Annotated in this window: 20 protein-coding genes; 14 read left to right on the forward strand and 6 right to left on the reverse strand. The window is 36.7% G+C overall.

Features of this window, described 5'->3' with window-relative positions:
* Window positions 1-39 precede the first annotated feature (39 nt).
* From lipA to ACVYAD_RS17075, 4 genes are all read left to right on the forward strand, one after another.
* The gene (gene lipA, locus ACVYAD_RS17060; protein WP_197143327.1) at window positions 40-963 is read left to right on the forward strand and encodes a lipoyl synthase; all 924 of its coding nucleotides are present in this window, start codon (window positions 40-42) and stop codon (window positions 961-963) included.
* 32 nt (window positions 964-995) lie between these two features.
* Window positions 996-1,349 carry a YutD family protein gene (locus ACVYAD_RS17065; RefSeq protein ID WP_349661342.1) on the forward strand — a complete coding sequence of 118 codons (354 nt, stop codon included), beginning with the start codon at window positions 996-998 and terminating at the stop codon, window positions 1,347-1,349.
* Between the two features lie 591 nt (window positions 1,350-1,940).
* Entirely contained in the window at window positions 1,941-2,468 is a 528-nt protein-coding gene (locus tag ACVYAD_RS17070; protein ID WP_476427261.1) for a D-glycero-alpha-D-manno-heptose-1,7-bisphosphate 7-phosphatase, read from the forward strand.
* 64 nt (window positions 2,469-2,532) lie between these two features.
* A complete protein-coding gene (locus ACVYAD_RS17075; protein ID WP_142510565.1) occupies window positions 2,533-2,727 on the forward strand; it encodes a hypothetical protein in 195 nt (64 codons plus the stop codon).
* A 180-nt stretch (window positions 2,728-2,907) separates the two neighbouring features.
* Here the strand turns inward: ACVYAD_RS17075 and ACVYAD_RS17080 are convergent, their stop codons facing one another.
* A complete protein-coding gene (locus tag ACVYAD_RS17080; protein ID WP_079561497.1) occupies window positions 2,908-3,174 on the reverse strand; it encodes a DUF3055 domain-containing protein in 267 nt (88 codons plus the stop codon).
* An 89-nt stretch (window positions 3,175-3,263) separates the two neighbouring features.
* On the opposite strand from ACVYAD_RS17080, the gene ACVYAD_RS17085 reads away from it, so the two are divergent.
* Together ACVYAD_RS17085 and ACVYAD_RS17090 are read left to right on the forward strand one after the other, a co-directional pair.
* Complete coding sequence (locus tag ACVYAD_RS17085) at window positions 3,264-3,716, forward strand: DUF86 domain-containing protein (protein WP_349661339.1); 453 nt, start codon at window positions 3,264-3,266, stop codon at window positions 3,714-3,716.
* Window positions 3,713-4,465 (forward strand): TIGR01457 family HAD-type hydrolase, encoded by a 753-nt coding sequence (locus ACVYAD_RS17090; RefSeq protein WP_476427262.1) that lies wholly within the window; start codon window positions 3,713-3,715, stop codon window positions 4,463-4,465. Before ACVYAD_RS17085 ends, ACVYAD_RS17090 begins: the two co-directional genes overlap by 4 nt.
* A gap of 203 nt (window positions 4,466-4,668) precedes the next feature.
* Here the strand turns inward: ACVYAD_RS17090 and ACVYAD_RS17095 are convergent, their stop codons facing one another.
* Window positions 4,669-4,905 carry a YuzB family protein gene (locus ACVYAD_RS17095; RefSeq protein ID WP_079561500.1) on the reverse strand — a complete coding sequence of 79 codons (237 nt, stop codon included), beginning with the start codon at window positions 4,903-4,905 and terminating at the stop codon, window positions 4,669-4,671.
* A 324-nt stretch (window positions 4,906-5,229) separates the two neighbouring features.
* Between ACVYAD_RS17095 and ACVYAD_RS17100 the strand changes: the two genes are divergently transcribed.
* On the forward strand, window positions 5,230-6,294 hold the full coding sequence (locus ACVYAD_RS17100) for an NAD(P)/FAD-dependent oxidoreductase (RefSeq protein WP_386830647.1): 1,065 nt from the start codon (window positions 5,230-5,232) through the stop codon (window positions 6,292-6,294).
* Window positions 6,295-6,431: 137 nt separating this feature from the next.
* Here the strand turns inward: ACVYAD_RS17100 and ACVYAD_RS17105 are convergent, their stop codons facing one another.
* Window positions 6,432-6,767 (reverse strand): YuzD family protein, encoded by a 336-nt coding sequence (locus tag ACVYAD_RS17105; protein WP_476427263.1) that lies wholly within the window; start codon window positions 6,765-6,767, stop codon window positions 6,432-6,434.
* Window positions 6,768-6,850: 83 nt separating this feature from the next.
* Here ACVYAD_RS17105 and ACVYAD_RS17110 point away from each other — a divergent pair, with 83 nt between their 5' ends.
* Window positions 6,851-7,087: a NifU family protein gene (locus ACVYAD_RS17110; protein ID WP_010857481.1), complete on the forward strand. Its 237-nt coding sequence runs from the start codon at window positions 6,851-6,853 to the stop codon at window positions 7,085-7,087.
* A gap of 49 nt (window positions 7,088-7,136) precedes the next feature.
* On the opposite strand, the gene ACVYAD_RS17115 is transcribed toward ACVYAD_RS17110, so the two are convergent.
* On the reverse strand, window positions 7,137-7,829 hold the full coding sequence (locus tag ACVYAD_RS17115) for a DUF2225 domain-containing protein (protein WP_349661335.1): 693 nt from the start codon (window positions 7,827-7,829) through the stop codon (window positions 7,137-7,139).
* A gap of 291 nt (window positions 7,830-8,120) precedes the next feature.
* Here ACVYAD_RS17115 and ACVYAD_RS17120 point away from each other — a divergent pair, with 291 nt between their 5' ends.
* Complete coding sequence (locus ACVYAD_RS17120) at window positions 8,121-8,495, forward strand: HesB/IscA family protein (RefSeq protein WP_349661334.1); 375 nt, start codon at window positions 8,121-8,123, stop codon at window positions 8,493-8,495.
* A 1,023-nt stretch (window positions 8,496-9,518) separates the two neighbouring features.
* Here ACVYAD_RS17120 and ACVYAD_RS17125 read toward each other — a convergent pair.
* Window positions 9,519-10,010, reverse strand: coding sequence for a CarD family transcriptional regulator (locus ACVYAD_RS17125; protein ID WP_349661333.1), 492 nt, complete (start codon window positions 10,008-10,010; stop codon window positions 9,519-9,521).
* Between the two features lie 136 nt (window positions 10,011-10,146).
* Here ACVYAD_RS17125 and ACVYAD_RS17130 point away from each other — a divergent pair, with 136 nt between their 5' ends.
* The 5 genes from ACVYAD_RS17130 (at window position 10,147) to cstA (ending at window position 16,061) form a co-directional block, all read left to right on the forward strand.
* Window positions 10,147-10,599 carry a MarR family winged helix-turn-helix transcriptional regulator gene (locus tag ACVYAD_RS17130; protein ID WP_386830640.1) on the forward strand — a complete coding sequence of 151 codons (453 nt, stop codon included), beginning with the start codon at window positions 10,147-10,149 and terminating at the stop codon, window positions 10,597-10,599.
* Between the two features lie 526 nt (window positions 10,600-11,125).
* Window positions 11,126-11,623 (forward strand): NUDIX hydrolase, encoded by a 498-nt coding sequence (locus tag ACVYAD_RS17135; protein ID WP_349661330.1) that lies wholly within the window; start codon window positions 11,126-11,128, stop codon window positions 11,621-11,623.
* Window positions 11,624-11,646: 23 nt separating this feature from the next.
* Window positions 11,647-13,398: a sensor histidine kinase gene (locus ACVYAD_RS17140; RefSeq protein WP_349661370.1), complete on the forward strand. Its 1,752-nt coding sequence runs from the start codon at window positions 11,647-11,649 to the stop codon at window positions 13,396-13,398.
* Window positions 13,399-13,402: 4 nt separating this feature from the next.
* The gene (locus ACVYAD_RS17145) at window positions 13,403-14,149 is read left to right on the forward strand and encodes a LytR/AlgR family response regulator transcription factor (protein ID WP_349661329.1); all 747 of its coding nucleotides are present in this window, start codon (window positions 13,403-13,405) and stop codon (window positions 14,147-14,149) included.
* Window positions 14,150-14,267: 118 nt separating this feature from the next.
* Complete coding sequence (cstA, locus tag ACVYAD_RS17150; protein WP_349661328.1) at window positions 14,268-16,061, forward strand: carbon starvation protein CstA; 1,794 nt, start codon at window positions 14,268-14,270, stop codon at window positions 16,059-16,061.
* A 61-nt stretch (window positions 16,062-16,122) separates the two neighbouring features.
* Here the strand turns inward: cstA and ACVYAD_RS17155 are convergent.
* On the reverse strand, window positions 16,123-16,370 hold a 248-nt coding region (locus tag ACVYAD_RS17155), incomplete at its 5' end, for a hypothetical protein (RefSeq protein ID WP_476427264.1).

Below are 16,370 nucleotides of genomic sequence, written 5' to 3' on the forward strand. Positions count from 1 at the left end.
ATAGAAAAAATGCACATTTCTGATAGGGGCGATATCCGTATGACATCTTGTAAACCTACAAGTAAAGACAAAGAAGAATACTTAAGAAAGCCAGATTGGCTAAAAATTAAACTAAACACAAATGATGAATATAAAGGGCTAAAGAAGCTCATGCGAGAAAAAAATCTGCATACTGTATGTGAGGAAGCACGCTGTCCTAATATTCATGAATGCTGGGGTGAACGCCGTACAGCAACAATGATGATTCTTGGATCTGTTTGTACACGTGCTTGTCGTTTCTGTGCTGTTAAAACAGGCTTACCAAATGAATTAGACTTAGCTGAGCCAGAACGCGTAGCAGATTCTGTTGCTATTATGAACTTAAAGCACGTTGTTATTACAATGGTTGCGCGTGATGATTTAAAGGATGGCGGTGCACAAGTATTAGCTGAGACCGTGCGTGCGATCCGTCGTAAAAGTCCGGCTACATCGGTTGAAGTGTTACCGTCTGATTTAGGGGGCGTGAAAGAGAACCTTCAATTATTAATGGATGCGAAGCCAGATATTTTAAATCATAATATTGAAACCGTGCGTCGCTTAACGCCAAGAGTACGTGCTCGTGCAAAATATGAGCGCTCATTAGAGTTTCTACGTTTGGCAAAAGAAATGCAGCCTGACATCCCTACGAAATCATCTTTAATGATAGGTTTAGGTGAAACAGAAGAAGAAATTCTAGAAGTTATGGATGATTTACGAGCAATTAACGTAGATATTATGACAATTGGTCAATACTTACAGCCGACGAAGAAGCATTTAGCTGTTAAAAAGTATTATTCACCAATAGAGTTTGGTAAACTTCGTAAAATCGCAATGGAAAAAGGATTTAAGCATTGTGAAGCAGGCCCACTTGTACGTAGTAGCTATCATGCTGATGAACAAGTAAACGAAGCAACAAAAGAACGTCAATTACAAACAGAACTGTAAAAATAAATGTTGAAATGGAAGGTGGTGTCACTTTGATTACTATTGAAGGATATGAATACGAGCTTATAAATGATTACCGAGAAGCTTTCGAAGAGGAAGTGTTCAAGGAACGCTACTCGGATATTTTAGCTAGATATGATTATATTGTGGGCGACTGGGGCTATAATCAATTGCGCTTAAAAGGCTTTTTTGACGATAAAAATCAGAAAGCCACTTTCGATACAAAGATTAGTACACTACAAGATTACCTATACGAGTATTGTAATTTTGGCTGTGCCTATTTCGTCTTGCGCAAAACCGGTAAATCCACTCAGCAGCCAGTAGCTGTAGTAAGTGAAGATAGTCAAGTGACAAAGCTTGCTGAGAATGAACAAATAGCAGAATAAACATTTAAAACCTGATGCAATTTGCATCAGGTTTTTACTTTGCAGTGATAGGTTTTTTATAAATTGGCAATAATAAAAATGTAGTTTATCAATATAGCGTGAGGTTGATTTCCGTTCCGACTGGGTGCTTTGTTGCTGTCGCTACGCTTTCGCACAGAGCAGAGCTAGGGCGTCGGGGCAACAGGATGTTGGTCACGAAGGCGCTATTACAGGACGTGATGCTTTTAGCCTTCGTTCCTCTACCCGCTTCACTGCAGGGTCTCGGGCCAACAGATGTCTTTTGCGCGAAAGCGTGAGTGCAACGTAGCGGCAGCAACAAGGTTTTGGTTTTGTTTGTGCGAAAGCGCAGCGACAGCGACAGCAACAGCAGGATGTTGGTCACGAAGGTGTTATCACAGGATGTGATGCTTATAGTCTTCGTTCCTCTATATCGCTAATCCCAAAGGAGTCGCTCAGTCTCTGCTCCAATCAACTTATATATTATGGCATAGTTAAAAAGTAATATTCCTAATTTTTGGTGATGAATCAAAAGGGACGGAACGGATTTTAAAAATTATTCCTAGTTTTATATTAAAGGTGTGTGTTGTTTAGATGAAAAAAGCTGTATTTTTGGACCGTGATGGGGTCATTAATGAAGTATTAACGGATCGCGTTAAATTTGTAAATAAACCTAATGAACTCTATTTCCTACCGCATGTTCCGGAAGCAATAAAAAAATTGAATAAATACTTTGACTATATTTTTGTAGTAACTAATCAAGGTGGCGTTGGATTGGGGTTTATGAAAGAAACGCAGCTACAAAAAATACATGAGCATATGGTAAAAGAATTGAAGAAGGAAGGGGCCACTATTCACGAAGTCGTCTATTGTCCCCATAAACCAAAGTCGGGCTGTGCCTGTCGCAAGCCCAAGAGTAAATTAATCGTTGATCTTGGTGAAAAATACAATATAGACTTGGCAAAATCCTACATGGTTGGAGATACGGATACAGATATTATAGCAGGTAAACGAGCAGGAACTAAGGGAATATTTTTAGGTGCAAAAGATCCGCTGGCAGATGCGATTTTTCCAGATTTAATTAGTGCTGCTGAATGGATTATTAAGGATTCAACAGCATAAAGCTAGTGTTGTTGAGATAGAAAGAAAAAACGTATAAATCATTTGAAAGAGGATAATTTATTTATTGGAGGTGATTAATTTGACTAAAGAAAATAAAAAATCGTTAGATCGAGAAGAATATGGATTTGGCTTTGATATTAGTGTTGATGATTTAGGAGTAATTGGGCAAAATCAACAAGCCAAAAAACAAAACGACAATGAAAACAAAGACAAGCCTCGCAATAAGGATAATCCTGCTAAATTAAATAATGAAAAGTAGGCGCACAATACAATGCTCCTCGATTTAGATTTAAGATACTTACAAAAAAATTCCGCCAACCTTCTGTTGCAGCAGGTGCACAAAGTAGAAACCTATGTCCGCAGAAAAGCGGAATTTTTTTGTATTAAATTCTTAATTGCTATCATTGCAGGCACAAAAAAACACCCAATTTGGAGGGTGTTAATTTAATAATTCACGTAAATATTCTCGTAGCTCGACGGTCTCTTCCTCTGTACGATTATAAACGTGTTCAAGATAGCCAGGCTCTTCTACATCATCTGGACCGATTATTGCAAAGCGTCCAAATTGGATGTCCATGACAAGCACTTTCCCAAAGAAACGACCCGATTGCAAAATGGCTAAATCATAACGTAACTTTTCCCCAGCAAAACTAACAAAGCGTGTTTTTGTATCTTCTACATCATCATATAAAAAAAAACGTTCCATCTTTTAATCTCCTTCCAGTCCTATAGATATGGTACTATAGAAGAGAAATGACTATCAACTTTTAAAGATTTTGAATGGGGGCTTTCCTTGTGTATTTTGTAGATCGTAATAAAATCACAAAAAATTTACAGTACTTAGATGGGCTATTAGCTATTTTAGAATCAGAAAATAGCTGGCTTGAAAACGATATTAAGGAATTAGCAATCGAGCGAATTGGTCACAATGTGATGGAGTCAATGATGGATGTTGGAAATTTAATGATTGATGGCTTCATTATGCGTGATCCAGGAAGCTATGAGGATATTATTGATATTTTAATCGATGAAAAGGTCGTATCTACTGAAATGGAAGAACCATTAAAAGCAGTAGTTGGCTTACGTAAAATGCTTGTTCGTGAATTTACAGATGTAGATGTTCAGGAAGTTGTGAATGTATTAACAGCTACTTTACCAGCATTAAAACAATTCTCACCAGCTGTGAATAGTTATTTAACAAATGAACTTGGCCCTGTTTCAGCATTTTTACCAGAGGATCATCAATGAAAACCTACAATGCCTATTGCTTTGATTTAGATGGGACAGTGTACCGTGGAAAGGACGGAATTCCTTCTGCGATAACTTTTATACATCAGTTACAACAAGCTGGAATTGAGCCATTTTACGTAACAAACAATTCTTCTAAGACAAGGGAGCAGCTGCAGGAAGCTTTAAACGCTATAGGTGTGAATGCACCGTTAGATCATATTTACTCTAGTGCATTAGTTACAGCGAAATATGTAGCCTTGAATTTCCCTGGCAAAAAAGTAGCCATGTTAGGTTCTGATGGTATTCGTAAAGCGTTATTTAATGAAGGCATTGAACCTACCGAGGATGAGCCAGAGGTATTTGTTATGGGAATTGATCGAAATCTAGATTATATGGCACTTGCGAAGGCAACGATTGCTGTTCAAAATGGGGCAACGTTTATAGCTACGAATCAAGATATTAAATTCCCAACAGAACATGGATTTCTCCCTGGTAATGGGTCATTTGCCCGATTAGTAGGTGAGGTTGCAGACGTTGAGCCACTCTATATCGGTAAACCATCTCCTGCAATGCTTGAAGTCATTGCAACAGAGCATAGCTTTATGAAAGATGAAATGGTGATGATTGGCGATAATTACGACACAGATATTATGTGTGGGATTCGTTTTGGCTGTGACACAATCCATGTAAATACAGGTGTTACACCTTCAAAGGTTGTACTTGAGAAGGAACAGCAACCTACTTATGTGGTAGAAGCATTAATTTAACTTCTTTCATCCGAAGTCTCACTAGGTGTGAGATGAATTCGGGTTTATAGTTACTTTTCAATTGCTGTCTAAATATCCGTATAAAAAGTTCAAACATAAAAAAAGGATGCTTATGTCGATTTTTTTGGCATAACATCCTTTTTATATGTTCAAATTGAATAGTAAGCGTTTCAACATTATATGAATGAGGTATTAAGCCTTCATTACCATAATGGATTTTCTTCGATAAATTGATAAATGGCATTCGTCAACTCTTCAGGAGAACCAGCTTCAACTAATTCACCATTGACGATTGCATAAAATGATTCTGAACATTTTGTACAGTAACTAAGGCAGCCATATTCCAAAACGTCGATGTTCGGATCGCGTTCTAGTACTTCATATGTTTTTTGAGAGCCATTCGCTAAATTACTTATACAAAATTCAACCATTGGATTCATACGTGTCACCTCACCAAGGTAATGCTACTCGCTTTTAAAACATTCGTCAATAATTTGAGTTGGCCGTGAGATAAAAGCCGATATTCAGTGTTAAAGCTGGATGCATACAAAATGATGACTCGCTACAGTGTTAAACTATCTTTGCAAAAGTGATGAAAGGGATGTAATCATTCAAAAGCCGTTCGAAAAAGGCAAGTTATCATTTATTTTGTGAAATCTTTCACAAAATTGCATTATGATATTGTGAAACTTCTCACAATCGGTTATACTCATTTGTGGATACTTTGTGAACAATTAATATAAGAGATATAAAAGGAGACTATTATGGGAAAATTAGTACTTTTAGGTGGCGGCTACGGCAATATGCGTGTCATGCTTCGACTATTACCAAACCTTCCATTAGATAAAGAAGTTGTAATAGTAGACAGAGCCCCTTTCCATAGTTTAAAAACAGAATTTTACGCATTAGCAGCAGGGACTGCAACAGATAAAGAAGTTCGTGTATGCTTCCCGGAGCATGAACGTTTAACAGCTGTATACGGAGAAGTTGTTGAAATTAATCGTGCGGAAAAAGTAGTCATTTTAGAAGATGGACAACGTATTGAATATGATGATTTAGTAGTTGGTCTTGGCTGTGAGGATAAATATCATGGTGTACCAGGTGCAGAGGAGTACACATATAGCATTCAGACAATGGCGAAATCACGTTCAACATTCCAAGCACTTTGTGGTTTACCAGCAGGCTCTTCAGTCGGAATTGTAGGAGCGGGTTTAAGTGGTATTGAGCTTGCAAGTGAGCTACGTGAAAGCCGTTCAGATTTAAAAATAAAGCTATTCGACCGCGGTCCACGTATTCTAAAGGACTTCCCAGAAAAGCTAAGTAAATATGTAAAAGACTGGTTCGTAAAGAATGATGTTGAAGTGATTGCCAATTCAAATATTACAAAAATCGAACAAGGTAAAATTTACAATCACGATGAAGAAATTGCACTCGATACTGTAGTATGGACTGCTGGTGTACAGCCAGTCAAAATTGTTCGTGATTTGGAAGTTGAGAAAGATAAACAAGGTCGTCCTCTTGTAACACAATATTTCAATCTTCTTGATGACGAGCATGTATATATTGTAGGTGACTGTGCTGCTTCAGAATTACCTCCAACTGCGCAGTTAGCAGAGGAACAAGCAGAACAAATCGTAAAAGTACTTCGCATGCGTTGGAAAGGCGAAAGCTTACCTGAAAAAATGCCTGATATCAAGTTAAAAGGTTTCATGGGAGCGCTTGGTAAAAAACAAGGCTTTGTTTATTTAGCAGATACAACAGTAACAGGACGTATCGCACGCTTAATGAAATCAGGACTATTATGGTATTATAAACGTCAAAATGATTAAATTAAAAAGGGATTGCTTCGAAATTTACTTCGAAACAATCCCTTATTTTTTTATCAATTATGCCTCGACGTAACTGCCGCTGTCGCTACGCTTGCGCGCACATAAACAATACGGCCAGAATAGGCTTTGTGCTTAGATTAAACAGTTTCATCAGGTGTGAAACCCAGCTTTTCAAGTGCAGTAAATACAGGCTTTAGTTGCACATAGCCCTCGCCCACTACTTCATTGTTTATAAGGACAAGCGGATAAAAAAATTCATCTTCTTGAATGCGTACAGCATAATCTTGATCGCGCTCATTCTCAATTGGTCCTTCAATATCGATATAGCGAATATCATATCCTTGGTTTGGATATTTTCGATCTATGGCTGCTTGTAGCCATTCATATGTATCTTTTGAAGATGGTGCATTAACACAACTGGCGCAAATTACCTCTGTTCCGTAAATTTCAATCTGTGGTTTCGTTTGACTCATAGCATTTCCACTCCTCGTGATTCAATATTGGATTTTTTCTGTTGCTAACATTATAATCATTATAAGGAAAGGAGTCGAGACAAATGGCAGAAGCAACAATTAACGATCAAGTTCAAGAGGTATTAGATAAATTACGCCCATTCTTACTACGTGACGGTGGAGACTGTGAGTTAGTAGATGTAGAAGACGGCATCGTAAAATTACGTTTACTAGGTGCGTGTGGTAGTTGCCCAAGTTCAACAATCACACTTAAAGCTGGTATCGAACGCGCATTATTAGAAGAAGTACCAGGTATTATTGAAGTAGAGCAAGTATTCTAAAACGACTAAAAAAGTTCTAGCTGATTCATTCACGCTAGAACTTTTTTTCTTATACTTGGCGAGCTTGTTCTTTTTCTTCTCGAATAATCGCCCATTGTTCCTTAGCCATATCAATGATCTTCGCTTCTCCACCGATATTTTGCTTTTCAATGACCTTTGAGAAAAAGCGAGTAGCATTTTCTAAATCACCGATGCGTCGTGATAGTTCTGCAATCATATACATAATTCGTACATCTGACATTTGAGTAGAGCTGTAATCCTCAGTTGAATAAGAATCCATATAGTAATCTCGGGCCATTGTCATAAAACGCTGCTCTTGGCCTTCGTTTTTTAGTGAACGATATAGCCATGCAAGACGTAATGTAAGCCCGGCTATAGCAACAAATTTCTCTTTTTTAATCGTACCGCAAAGGAACGCTAATTTATAAGCTTGTATCGCTTGGAATACAGTACGTTCTCCCTTAAAATCATGGTGTACCCATTTTTCTGTAATTTGTGTGCGAATTTCATCTTGCGTGCCAGGGGCAAAATATTTTGAAAAGTCTTCTGTAAATGAAAAGCCGCAATGTTCACAAACAAATACATTATAATAAAGGGCATTTACACCGTCTGCATAAATTGGTTGAAAATCTGTTTCTGTATGATCTACTTTAATGAATTTAGAGCGTACTTTTAATGTAGGAAATTCTTTTTTGCAATGAAGACATTGAGTTTTTTTTTCGTAATAAGGTGAAATCTCCATATTTGATACCTCTTTCATCGAGTCATTACAACTATTATACCAATGTTAATCTTATAAACATGAATATAAATTACTATTAATGTGAAAAATATTAGAATTTTTACTAATATCAGCTTTGTCATATTAATGTGAGGCTGATTTCTGTTCCGACTGTGCACTTTCCTGGGAGCGTCTTAGAAAAGTGATCGGGTAACCATGGAGTTATACAGCCACCACTCCAATCAAAGCTGAATATTTGTCATACAATAGTCAAAATTGATATGATAATAAGTAAGAAGGAAGGTGATTGGGATGACAAGTTTAAAGCAAGTAATTGAAATTACTGAAGCAGCTGTCTTTCATATTAATGAAATGATGGAGCACAATGAAGAGCAAGGAGCGTTTTTACGTGTAGTTGTTAATGGTGGCGGATGCAGTGGTCTATCATACGGCATGCATTTTGATCAAGAGAAAAAAGAAGAAGATTTTGAAGATGTACAACATGGTTTAACAATTCTTGTTTCCCGTGAAGATGCGCCGATTATAATGGGGACAAAAATTGACTATAAACAATCGCTAATGGGCGGTGGCTTCACGATCGATAATCCAAATGCTATCGCATCATGCGGCTGTGGCACGTCTTTCAAAACAGCAAAACGTGAAGGTACGCCTGAAATTTGTGATTAAAAAGTAAATGTTTAAATGCTGAAGTAGGATAGTAAATAACGGTTAGAAATGATTCGTACACAATCCTTAAAATGTGTAAACACAACCTTAAAAAGACTGATTTAGGGTTAAAGATACCGAGCCTTTTTGATTTGTATGTTGCTAAAACATAACGAATTAAGGAGGCTTTTTTTATGGTTTAAGAGATTCAACTTTACCGTAGGGAAAATAATGATAAGGTCTAATTCACTTTTCATTGGAGTGAGATTAATTTTTCAACGAGCCTTCAATCGTTTTAGGGCGTAACAAAAGGACTTGCAAATCTGAAAGTTAATTATCAATGCAAGTCCAATTCTGAAAGATCCAGTTAGTTCAATCATATTTCTTTTTTTTTCGTTGAGAATGGTAAATCAGCTAAAACAAAAATGAATGATATAAATGATGGTTTAAGTACAATATTGTAAAAAGTTATTTTTGATGGTTCTTTTATATAGTAAAAAATAAAGGTACAACTACTAATTAGAATGAAATGAATTATAAGAAAAAAGTATCTCTTTCTTTTAGCCATCTTATTTAACCTTATAAAATTAATTATTGTTACGGTTACTATATAAATAATGAATAAAACAAGAAAAATTAAATAATACAATATAAACTTAGCTGCAAATACACTTCTAATATCCTTATACGCAATAAATAAAGAAATGATCATACCTACAAAAACAACCATATATATAATGCTTGTAAAAATGCTTTTCTTCAATTAATTGATACCTCGAAATTCTTATGTATTACAACTATTTTCTCAAAAATTTGGAAGTCTGTTAACTGGTAAAATAATATAATTGATTTTGCCACAGGCTATTCTATGTTCATTGATTCATATAAAAAATTCATACAAATGAATGGTTCAAGGGAAGCCAATACAATCAAGAAAGATAACGATTGTTGATGGAGCAGAACCTTTTTATATTTCTTTTTAAATGAAAAATAAGGCCACGATATTTCTAATCGTGGCCCTATTAATGTACCAATATCTCACTGCTAATGAAGCTGTGTTAGTACATAATCATAAATTTCATCTGAGGATTTATTAAGAGCTAATGAGAACTCTGAAAAAATGTTCTCTTGTAAAGATTGCAGTAATTTCTCTTCTTGGTTAGGGAATTTTTTTTCGCTTTCACTATATTCAATCTTTTTTCGTAACAATGTGTTTAAAAGGTTTGCTTGTTTTTGGCGATTACCGGATTTAAATATTTCTAGATAAAATCTAGATCGATGAGTGTTTTGTTCAATCCATTCTACGCCAGGAGATGTGAATGAATGTAAAATATTGAGTGCTTCTTCTTTTTTAATAATGTCTCTAAGGTGTTTTTTTGAATTGTCAATAGGGGTACGAATGACTAATTGTGGTTCATTTAGTGGTTGTAAAACGTAATATGTTTTTGTAATGTCGTTAAAGGTTTGTTCACAAATATCTTCAATAGAACAAAGTCCATGTGATGAATAAATGACTACATCGCCAACATTGTACATGTATATTCCCTCCAACAAACTATATTGTCAACTTGGTTGACTAAATTAATTGTAAGCAATTATAAGAATTTTGTCAACTTGATTGACGATTGCGGTTGTTTTTTTGTATATTAGTAACGAAAAATAGGGAATGAAGGTGAACCAGTTGAAGGACGAATTGCAGAATCGAGATGTAATTGACTTGTTGAGCGAACGTCACGAACTACTTCGACGACTTGCTGAAGAGAAGTGGAATAAGCATCATAATATTTATATTTCTAACTCTGAATGGTGTATTTTAGGGATAATTTATAAAAAACAATTTATGATTTCAGACGTTGCTAAGGGTGTTGAATTTACAAGACAAGCAACCCATAAATTTATAAAAAGTTTGGAAGCAAAAGGATTAGTGAAGGTTACTGATGTCGAACATAGTAAAAAACATAAAGCAATTCGTATGACTGAATTTGGTCAAGAATGTTTTGAAAAGAACGAATGTTATAAAGCTGATATTGAACAGCAGCTAATTAATACTATAGGAGTAGACCAAGTAAACAATTTAAAAAATATATTAAAACTTAATTGGGATATGGAGCAGCTGGAAGCGTAAATATTCGTAGTTTAGGTATGGAAAATGTTTGGAACATATCTTATAACATAATAAGGTTAGGCGACCATTTAGCAGGTAGATGCATAGAAAAATTTCACAAGCCACTTTCGTTCTACTCGAAAGTGGCTTCTTTTTAACTTCTTTCAGCAGGTGTCCACACACCTGTACCTATTTCATACTCATAAATGACTTCATTTACTATCCTGCCATTCATATGTTTTTTTTTGGAGATATTCTTTGAAAACAATTTGTGTATTCTGTATAGCGATATAACTTAAAAGAGAAAAATAGCCTAAAATCAGACCGCTCACAATTGTTATAATCGTAATCAAATAGGTATATTTTTTTTTTGAAACCTTTAAATAGAGTGAATATTCTACGTTTTATCTAGTATAACATATTTACAAAATTGGCGTACATGTATACTTTATGTTTGAGAGTGAGTAGTAATCATAAAATTCTGAATTAATACTTCTATATATGGAAAATTGGCCGTTATAATAGTGATATAGAGGTGAAGATGATTATGAAAAAAGACAGAGGAAAAGTTTGGTTAGGTGTTGCAGGAGTTACAGTAAATGAGTTAGGCCAATGGCTAGTTGTTAAAAAGGCCTATAGCGGATTAAAGGGAAGATGGTCATTGCCGGCTGGTTTTGTCAATGCTGGTGAAACAGTAGATGAGGCTGTTGTTCGGGAATTAAAAGAAGAAACGGGTATTGATTGCTATGTATCAGGCTTAATTGGTTTTCGAACGGGTGTGATTCGTGGTGACATTAGTGATAATATGGCGATATTTTATTGCCGGATGAAAGATGAGCAACAGAAGATTTGTCTTCAGGAAAAAGAATTATTAGAAGCGAAATGGATGTTTCCAAAGGAGCTAGCTCAAGATGAGATGACATCAGTGATGTTAAAGGAAATGGCATCTAACCAATTTGAAAAGCACCAATTAGAGGGGATAGAAGGTATTAATCCAGGAGATGTCTTTGGTTATTCCTCTTATAAATTGTTCTTTAAAAAATAGAGCGATAGAGGAGGGGGCATATGATGGAGCTATTTTTGTTTATGTTAGAGCGAGTAGGGCTAATCATTGTGTTTGCCTTTTTAATGTCAAGGTGGCGCCTCTTTCGGGGCATGCTCTTTCAGGATCAAGGGATTCAGGAAAAGGTTTGGCTTATTATCATTTTTAGTGCTTTAAGTATAGTGAGCAGCTATACAGGGATAAAAATTGAAAGTGGTACTATTTATCCTTTAAATCAAATGATACATAGCACTATAAATGCAGAGGAGGCAATTGCAAACACGAGGCTAATTGGCGTAGCAATTGCGGGTATTTTTGGTGGGCCACTTGTTGGCGTTAGTGTGGGGATTATTGCGGGGATTCATCGTATTACCCTTGGCGGATTTACAGCGGTTGCCTGTGGTGTTTCGACTATACTAGCAGGATTCATAACAGGTGGTTTAAGTAGGCAATTAAAAATACGTCAAACCTTCTCCTATAAAAAGGCTGTTATGATCGGAATTTGTGCAGAGACTTTACAAATGATTGTTATTTTAATAATAGCAAAGCCTTTTGAACAAGCTTTGCAATTAGTTTCTTTAATCGCGCTACCAATGATTATTATGAATGCCCTTGGGATTTTAATATTTTTCATTATTATTAAGACGTTTATTGATGAGGAAGAACGTACAAAAGCATTACAAACGCATCAAGCCTTTTCTATTGCGCAACAAACTATCGAACATTTTCGTAAAGGGTTAAATGAAGAATCATGCCGAACTGTTGCGGAGATTATTAAAAGAGAGATTAAGGTTGAAGCAGTCGCGATTACAGATACAAATGGAATTTTAGCACATGTAGGAGTAGGCGAGGATCATCACGTCATTCATCAAGAAATAATAACAGCTTTAACGAAGAGAGTATTAGTAGAAGGACGCATTATTACAGCGACGTCCGCAAAAGAAATCAATTGTCCATATGAAGATTGTCCGCTAAGTGCTGCGATTGTCTTACCATTAAAAGTACAGCACAAAACGGTAGGTACCTTAAAGCTATATTTTATCAATGTTTCTTCATTAACAGGAGCGAAAAAGGAGCTAGCTGAAGGACTCAGTCGACTATTTTCCTCGCAGCTTGAATATGCTGAAATTGAGCAGCAAAGAAAGTTATTAAAGGATGCCGAGATTAAAGCGCTACAGGCACAGGTTCATCCTCATTTCTTTTTTAATAGTCTCAATACTATTTCAAGTCTGATCCGAACGGATGCTGATGAGGCTAGAGCTTTATTGATAAAGCTTAGTACGTTTTTCAGAAGTAATTTGCAGGGAGCTCGCCAAATGCTGATTCCGTTAAAAAATGAAATTGACCATGTAGAGGCTTATTTGTCGATTGAACAAAAAAGATTTCCAAACCGCTATAATGTGAAGTTTCACTTGGATGAATCACTGTTTGACGTACAAATCCCCCCATTTACCTTACAGCCACTTGTTGAAAATGCCATTTATCATGCCTTTAAAAATCGCAAGGAAGGCAAGATTGACGTTAAGGTGCAGCGAATCAATAATAAGTTAGTACTGTTAACAGAAGACAATGGCTGTGGGATGAGAAAAGAGCAGGTTAAACAGCTTGGCAAAACGATCATGCAATCCGAACAAGGAACCGGGACAGCTTTATGGAATATTTATCAGCGCATCCATGAAATTTATGGAACTGATGCAGATTTTCACATTTCAAGTACGTTGGATGTTGGCACGAAAATTATGATACAGCTGCCATTAAAAGCCACAAGATGGGAGTAGAGAAATGTTAAATGTCTATATTGTAGATGATGAACCGTTAGCAAGGGCTGAATTGCGATTTTTATTGGAGCAAACAAATTTAGTGCAGATCATTGGTGAATCGGAGGATCTGGAGGAAATACTGTTGGATTCACAGTTTGAGCAAATTGATTGCGTGTTTTTAGATATACAGCTAGGCGTAAACAATGGCCTTGAATTGGCAAAACAGCTGCAACTAAGCATACGTAAGCCTGAAATTATTTTTGCTACTGCTTATGATGAATATGCATTGCAGGCATTCGAAGTGAATGCCTTTGATTATATTTTGAAACCCTTTGAGCCAGAGCGTGTACAAAGTGCTGTTGAAAAGCTGGTGGCTAAAAAAAGAACAACACAGGTTAAGACGATGGAAAAATTAAAGGATATACAATTGGACAAGCTTGATAAATTAACAGTTTATGTGAATGATCGAATTTTACTTATTAAAATTCAGGAAATTTTATATTGTACATCTGAAGATAGTAAGACGATTGTTGTCACGGAGAAAGGGAAATATTTTGCTTCAGAGTCATTAGCAGCTTTGGAGAATAAACTTACTTTAAAAGGCTTTGTGCGGGTCCATCGGGCATTTATCGTTAATTTAGAGCATATTGAAGAGCTCGAGCCATGGAGCAGCTCAAAATACAATTTGATTTTGCATAATAGGGATTCGATTCCAGTCAGCAGGCTTTATATGAAGGATGTGCGAAAGATATTTCAGCTATCAAAATAACTGCATTTCAACAGTAGAAAACACCCTTTCAGCTTGGAATTCTTGCATTTTGGTGAATTTTGTGAATAATTGTTCAATTCATTTGCTATGATGTGGAAAAAGTAAAAGGAGTGATAAAATGAATGCTATTACAATTGTGATAGGTTCTATTTGTGTACTGATGATAAGCTATCGTTTGTATGGCATATTTTTCACAAAGAAGGTACTTAAGATAAAAGATGATACGCCCACCCCAGCACACGCTATGGAGGATGGTAAAGACTATGTTCCGACGAATAAATGGGTGACATTTGGGCATCACTTTGCTGCAATCGCAGCAGCTGGACCGTTAGTCGGACCTATTTTAGCTGCACAATTTGGCTATTTGCCTGGGCTCCTTTGGCTGTTAATTGGTGCGGTAATCGGTGGTGCGGTTCATGATGCAGTAGTGTTATTCGCTTCAATGCGCCATGGTGGTAAGTCTTTATCTGAGGTCATGAAGAAGGAATTAGGACCTGTTGCAGGATTCTGTACAGGCCTTGCCATGCTTTTCATTATTACTATTACAATGGCTGGGCTATCGATGGTTGTCCTTGGTGCGTTAGAGCGAAATCCATGGGGAACTTTTGCAGTAGGGATTACTATTCCAATAGCGATGCTTGTTGGTATTGCTTATCGTAAAACAGGAAATTTAATTGTTACATCGACAGTTGGCTTTATTTTGTTGATGATCGGTGTATTTCTTGGACCGATGATTCAAGGAACAGCATTTGGAGATTTTTTAACGTTTGACCGTGATACTTTAGCTATTATTTTACCGATCTATGCATTTTTTGCAGCGGCATTACCTGTTTGGCTCTTATTAGCGCCGCGTGATTATTTAAGTAGTTTCATGAAAATTGGTGTATTTATTGCTTTAATCATCGGGGTCTTTTTCGTTAATCCAGTTATTCAATTCCCACCAATTACCGAGTTTATTCATGGTGGTGGTCCAGTAATTGCTGGTCCAGTATGGCCATTCGTCTCTATTACAATTGCTTGTGGGGCTATTTCTGGCTTCCATGCTTTTGTAGGCTCTGGGACAACACCGAAAATGATTGATCGCTGGGAAGATATTCGCATCGTCGGTTTTGGTGCGATGCTCGTAGAATCTTTAGTAGGTGTAATGGCTTTAATCGCAGCAACAGCCCTTCATCCAGCAGATTATTTTGCGATTAATTCAGCCCCAGCAGTTTTTGCTACATTAGGAATGGAGCCTGTTCATTTACATGCTTTAGCTGAAAGTATTGGGATGGATTTAGAAGGACGTACAGGAGGAGCGGTAACGCTTGCAGTTGGGATGACTGATATTTTCACAGGAATTCCTTGGTTTGCTGAACTCTCTTCTTATTTCTATCAATTCGTAATCATGTTTGAAGCGGTCTTTATTTTAACGGCTATTGATGCTGGGACACGTGTAGCGCGCTATTTAATCCAAGATTTTGGTGGTAATGTATACAAGCCACTGAAGCGGACAAATTGGATTCCGGGTACAATCTTTGCAAGTGCACTTGCATGTTTCATGTGGGGCTACTTATTGTATTCAGGAGATATAAGTTCAATTTGGGTATTATTCGGCGTTTCGAATCAGTTGATGGCAACAATCGGTTTAGTATGTGGTGTAACAATCGTATTAAAAGTTGCAGATAAGCGAATCTACGCCTTAACATGCTTTATCCCATTAGCCTATTTATATGTCACTGTAAATGTAGCGGGCTTTTGGATGATTAAAAATGTGTATTGGAATACAGCGGCGGCTGGTTACAATATGTTAAATGGTATATTGTCTGTCATTATGTTAATGTTAGGCTTTATCATTGTTATTGCTGCCATTAAAAAATGGGCAGAGCTTTGGAAGTCACCAAAGTTTTTATTATCGCAAACAGCTTCATAATGAAAAGCGAGAAACTATTGAAAATTAGTTGTATACTAGTTTTCAATAGTTTTTTAATTTTCTATGTATGGAGGATGACCATAGCGTGTGGTTGATTTCCGTTCCAACGGGGTGCTTTGTTGCTGCCGCTTCGCTTTCGCACAGTTAAAACATTTGCCGCTGCCGCTTCGCTTTCGCGCAGATAAAACATTTGCCGCTGCCGCTTCGCTTTCGCGCAGATAAAACATTTGCCGCTGCCGCTTCGCTTTCGCGCAGATAAAACATTTGCCGCTGCCGCTTCGCTTTCGCGCAGATAAAACATTTGCCGCT

This window comes from Lysinibacillus sp. G1-3, assembly GCF_056322905.1.

What these genes read in the sequence shown, in the direction of transcription:
- lipA (WP_197143327.1), top strand. Translation starts at nt 40, where the DNA reads ATGACATCTTGTAAACCTACAAGTAAAGACAAAGAAGAATACTTAAGA.
- ACVYAD_RS17070 (WP_476427261.1), top strand. Translation starts at nt 1,941, where the DNA reads ATGAAAAAAGCTGTATTTTTGGACCGTGATGGGGTCATTAATGAAGTA.
- ACVYAD_RS17080 (WP_079561497.1), bottom strand. Translation starts at nt 3,174, where the DNA reads ATGGAACGTTTTTTTTTATATGATGATGTAGAAGATACAAAAACACGC.
- ACVYAD_RS17090 (WP_476427262.1), top strand. Translation starts at nt 3,713, where the DNA reads ATGAAAACCTACAATGCCTATTGCTTTGATTTAGATGGGACAGTGTAC.
- ACVYAD_RS17095 (WP_079561500.1), bottom strand. Translation starts at nt 4,905, where the DNA reads ATGAATCCAATGGTTGAATTTTGTATAAGTAATTTAGCGAATGGCTCT.
- ACVYAD_RS17100 (WP_386830647.1), top strand. Translation starts at nt 5,230, where the DNA reads ATGGGAAAATTAGTACTTTTAGGTGGCGGCTACGGCAATATGCGTGTC.
- ACVYAD_RS17105 (WP_476427263.1), bottom strand. Translation starts at nt 6,767, where the DNA reads ATGAGTCAAACGAAACCACAGATTGAAATTTACGGAACAGAGGTAATT.
- ACVYAD_RS17110 (WP_010857481.1), top strand. Translation starts at nt 6,851, where the DNA reads ATGGCAGAAGCAACAATTAACGATCAAGTTCAAGAGGTATTAGATAAA.
- ACVYAD_RS17115 (WP_349661335.1), bottom strand. Translation starts at nt 7,829, where the DNA reads ATGGAGATTTCACCTTATTACGAAAAAAAAACTCAATGTCTTCATTGC.
- ACVYAD_RS17120 (WP_349661334.1), top strand. Translation starts at nt 8,121, where the DNA reads ATGACAAGTTTAAAGCAAGTAATTGAAATTACTGAAGCAGCTGTCTTT.
- ACVYAD_RS17125 (WP_349661333.1), bottom strand. Translation starts at nt 10,010, where the DNA reads ATGTACAATGTTGGCGATGTAGTCATTTATTCATCACATGGACTTTGT.
- ACVYAD_RS17135 (WP_349661330.1), top strand. Translation starts at nt 11,126, where the DNA reads ATGAAAAAAGACAGAGGAAAAGTTTGGTTAGGTGTTGCAGGAGTTACA.
- ACVYAD_RS17140 (WP_349661370.1), top strand. Translation starts at nt 11,647, where the DNA reads ATGGAGCTATTTTTGTTTATGTTAGAGCGAGTAGGGCTAATCATTGTG.
- ACVYAD_RS17145 (WP_349661329.1), top strand. Translation starts at nt 13,403, where the DNA reads ATGTTAAATGTCTATATTGTAGATGATGAACCGTTAGCAAGGGCTGAA.
- cstA (WP_349661328.1), top strand. Translation starts at nt 14,268, where the DNA reads ATGAATGCTATTACAATTGTGATAGGTTCTATTTGTGTACTGATGATA.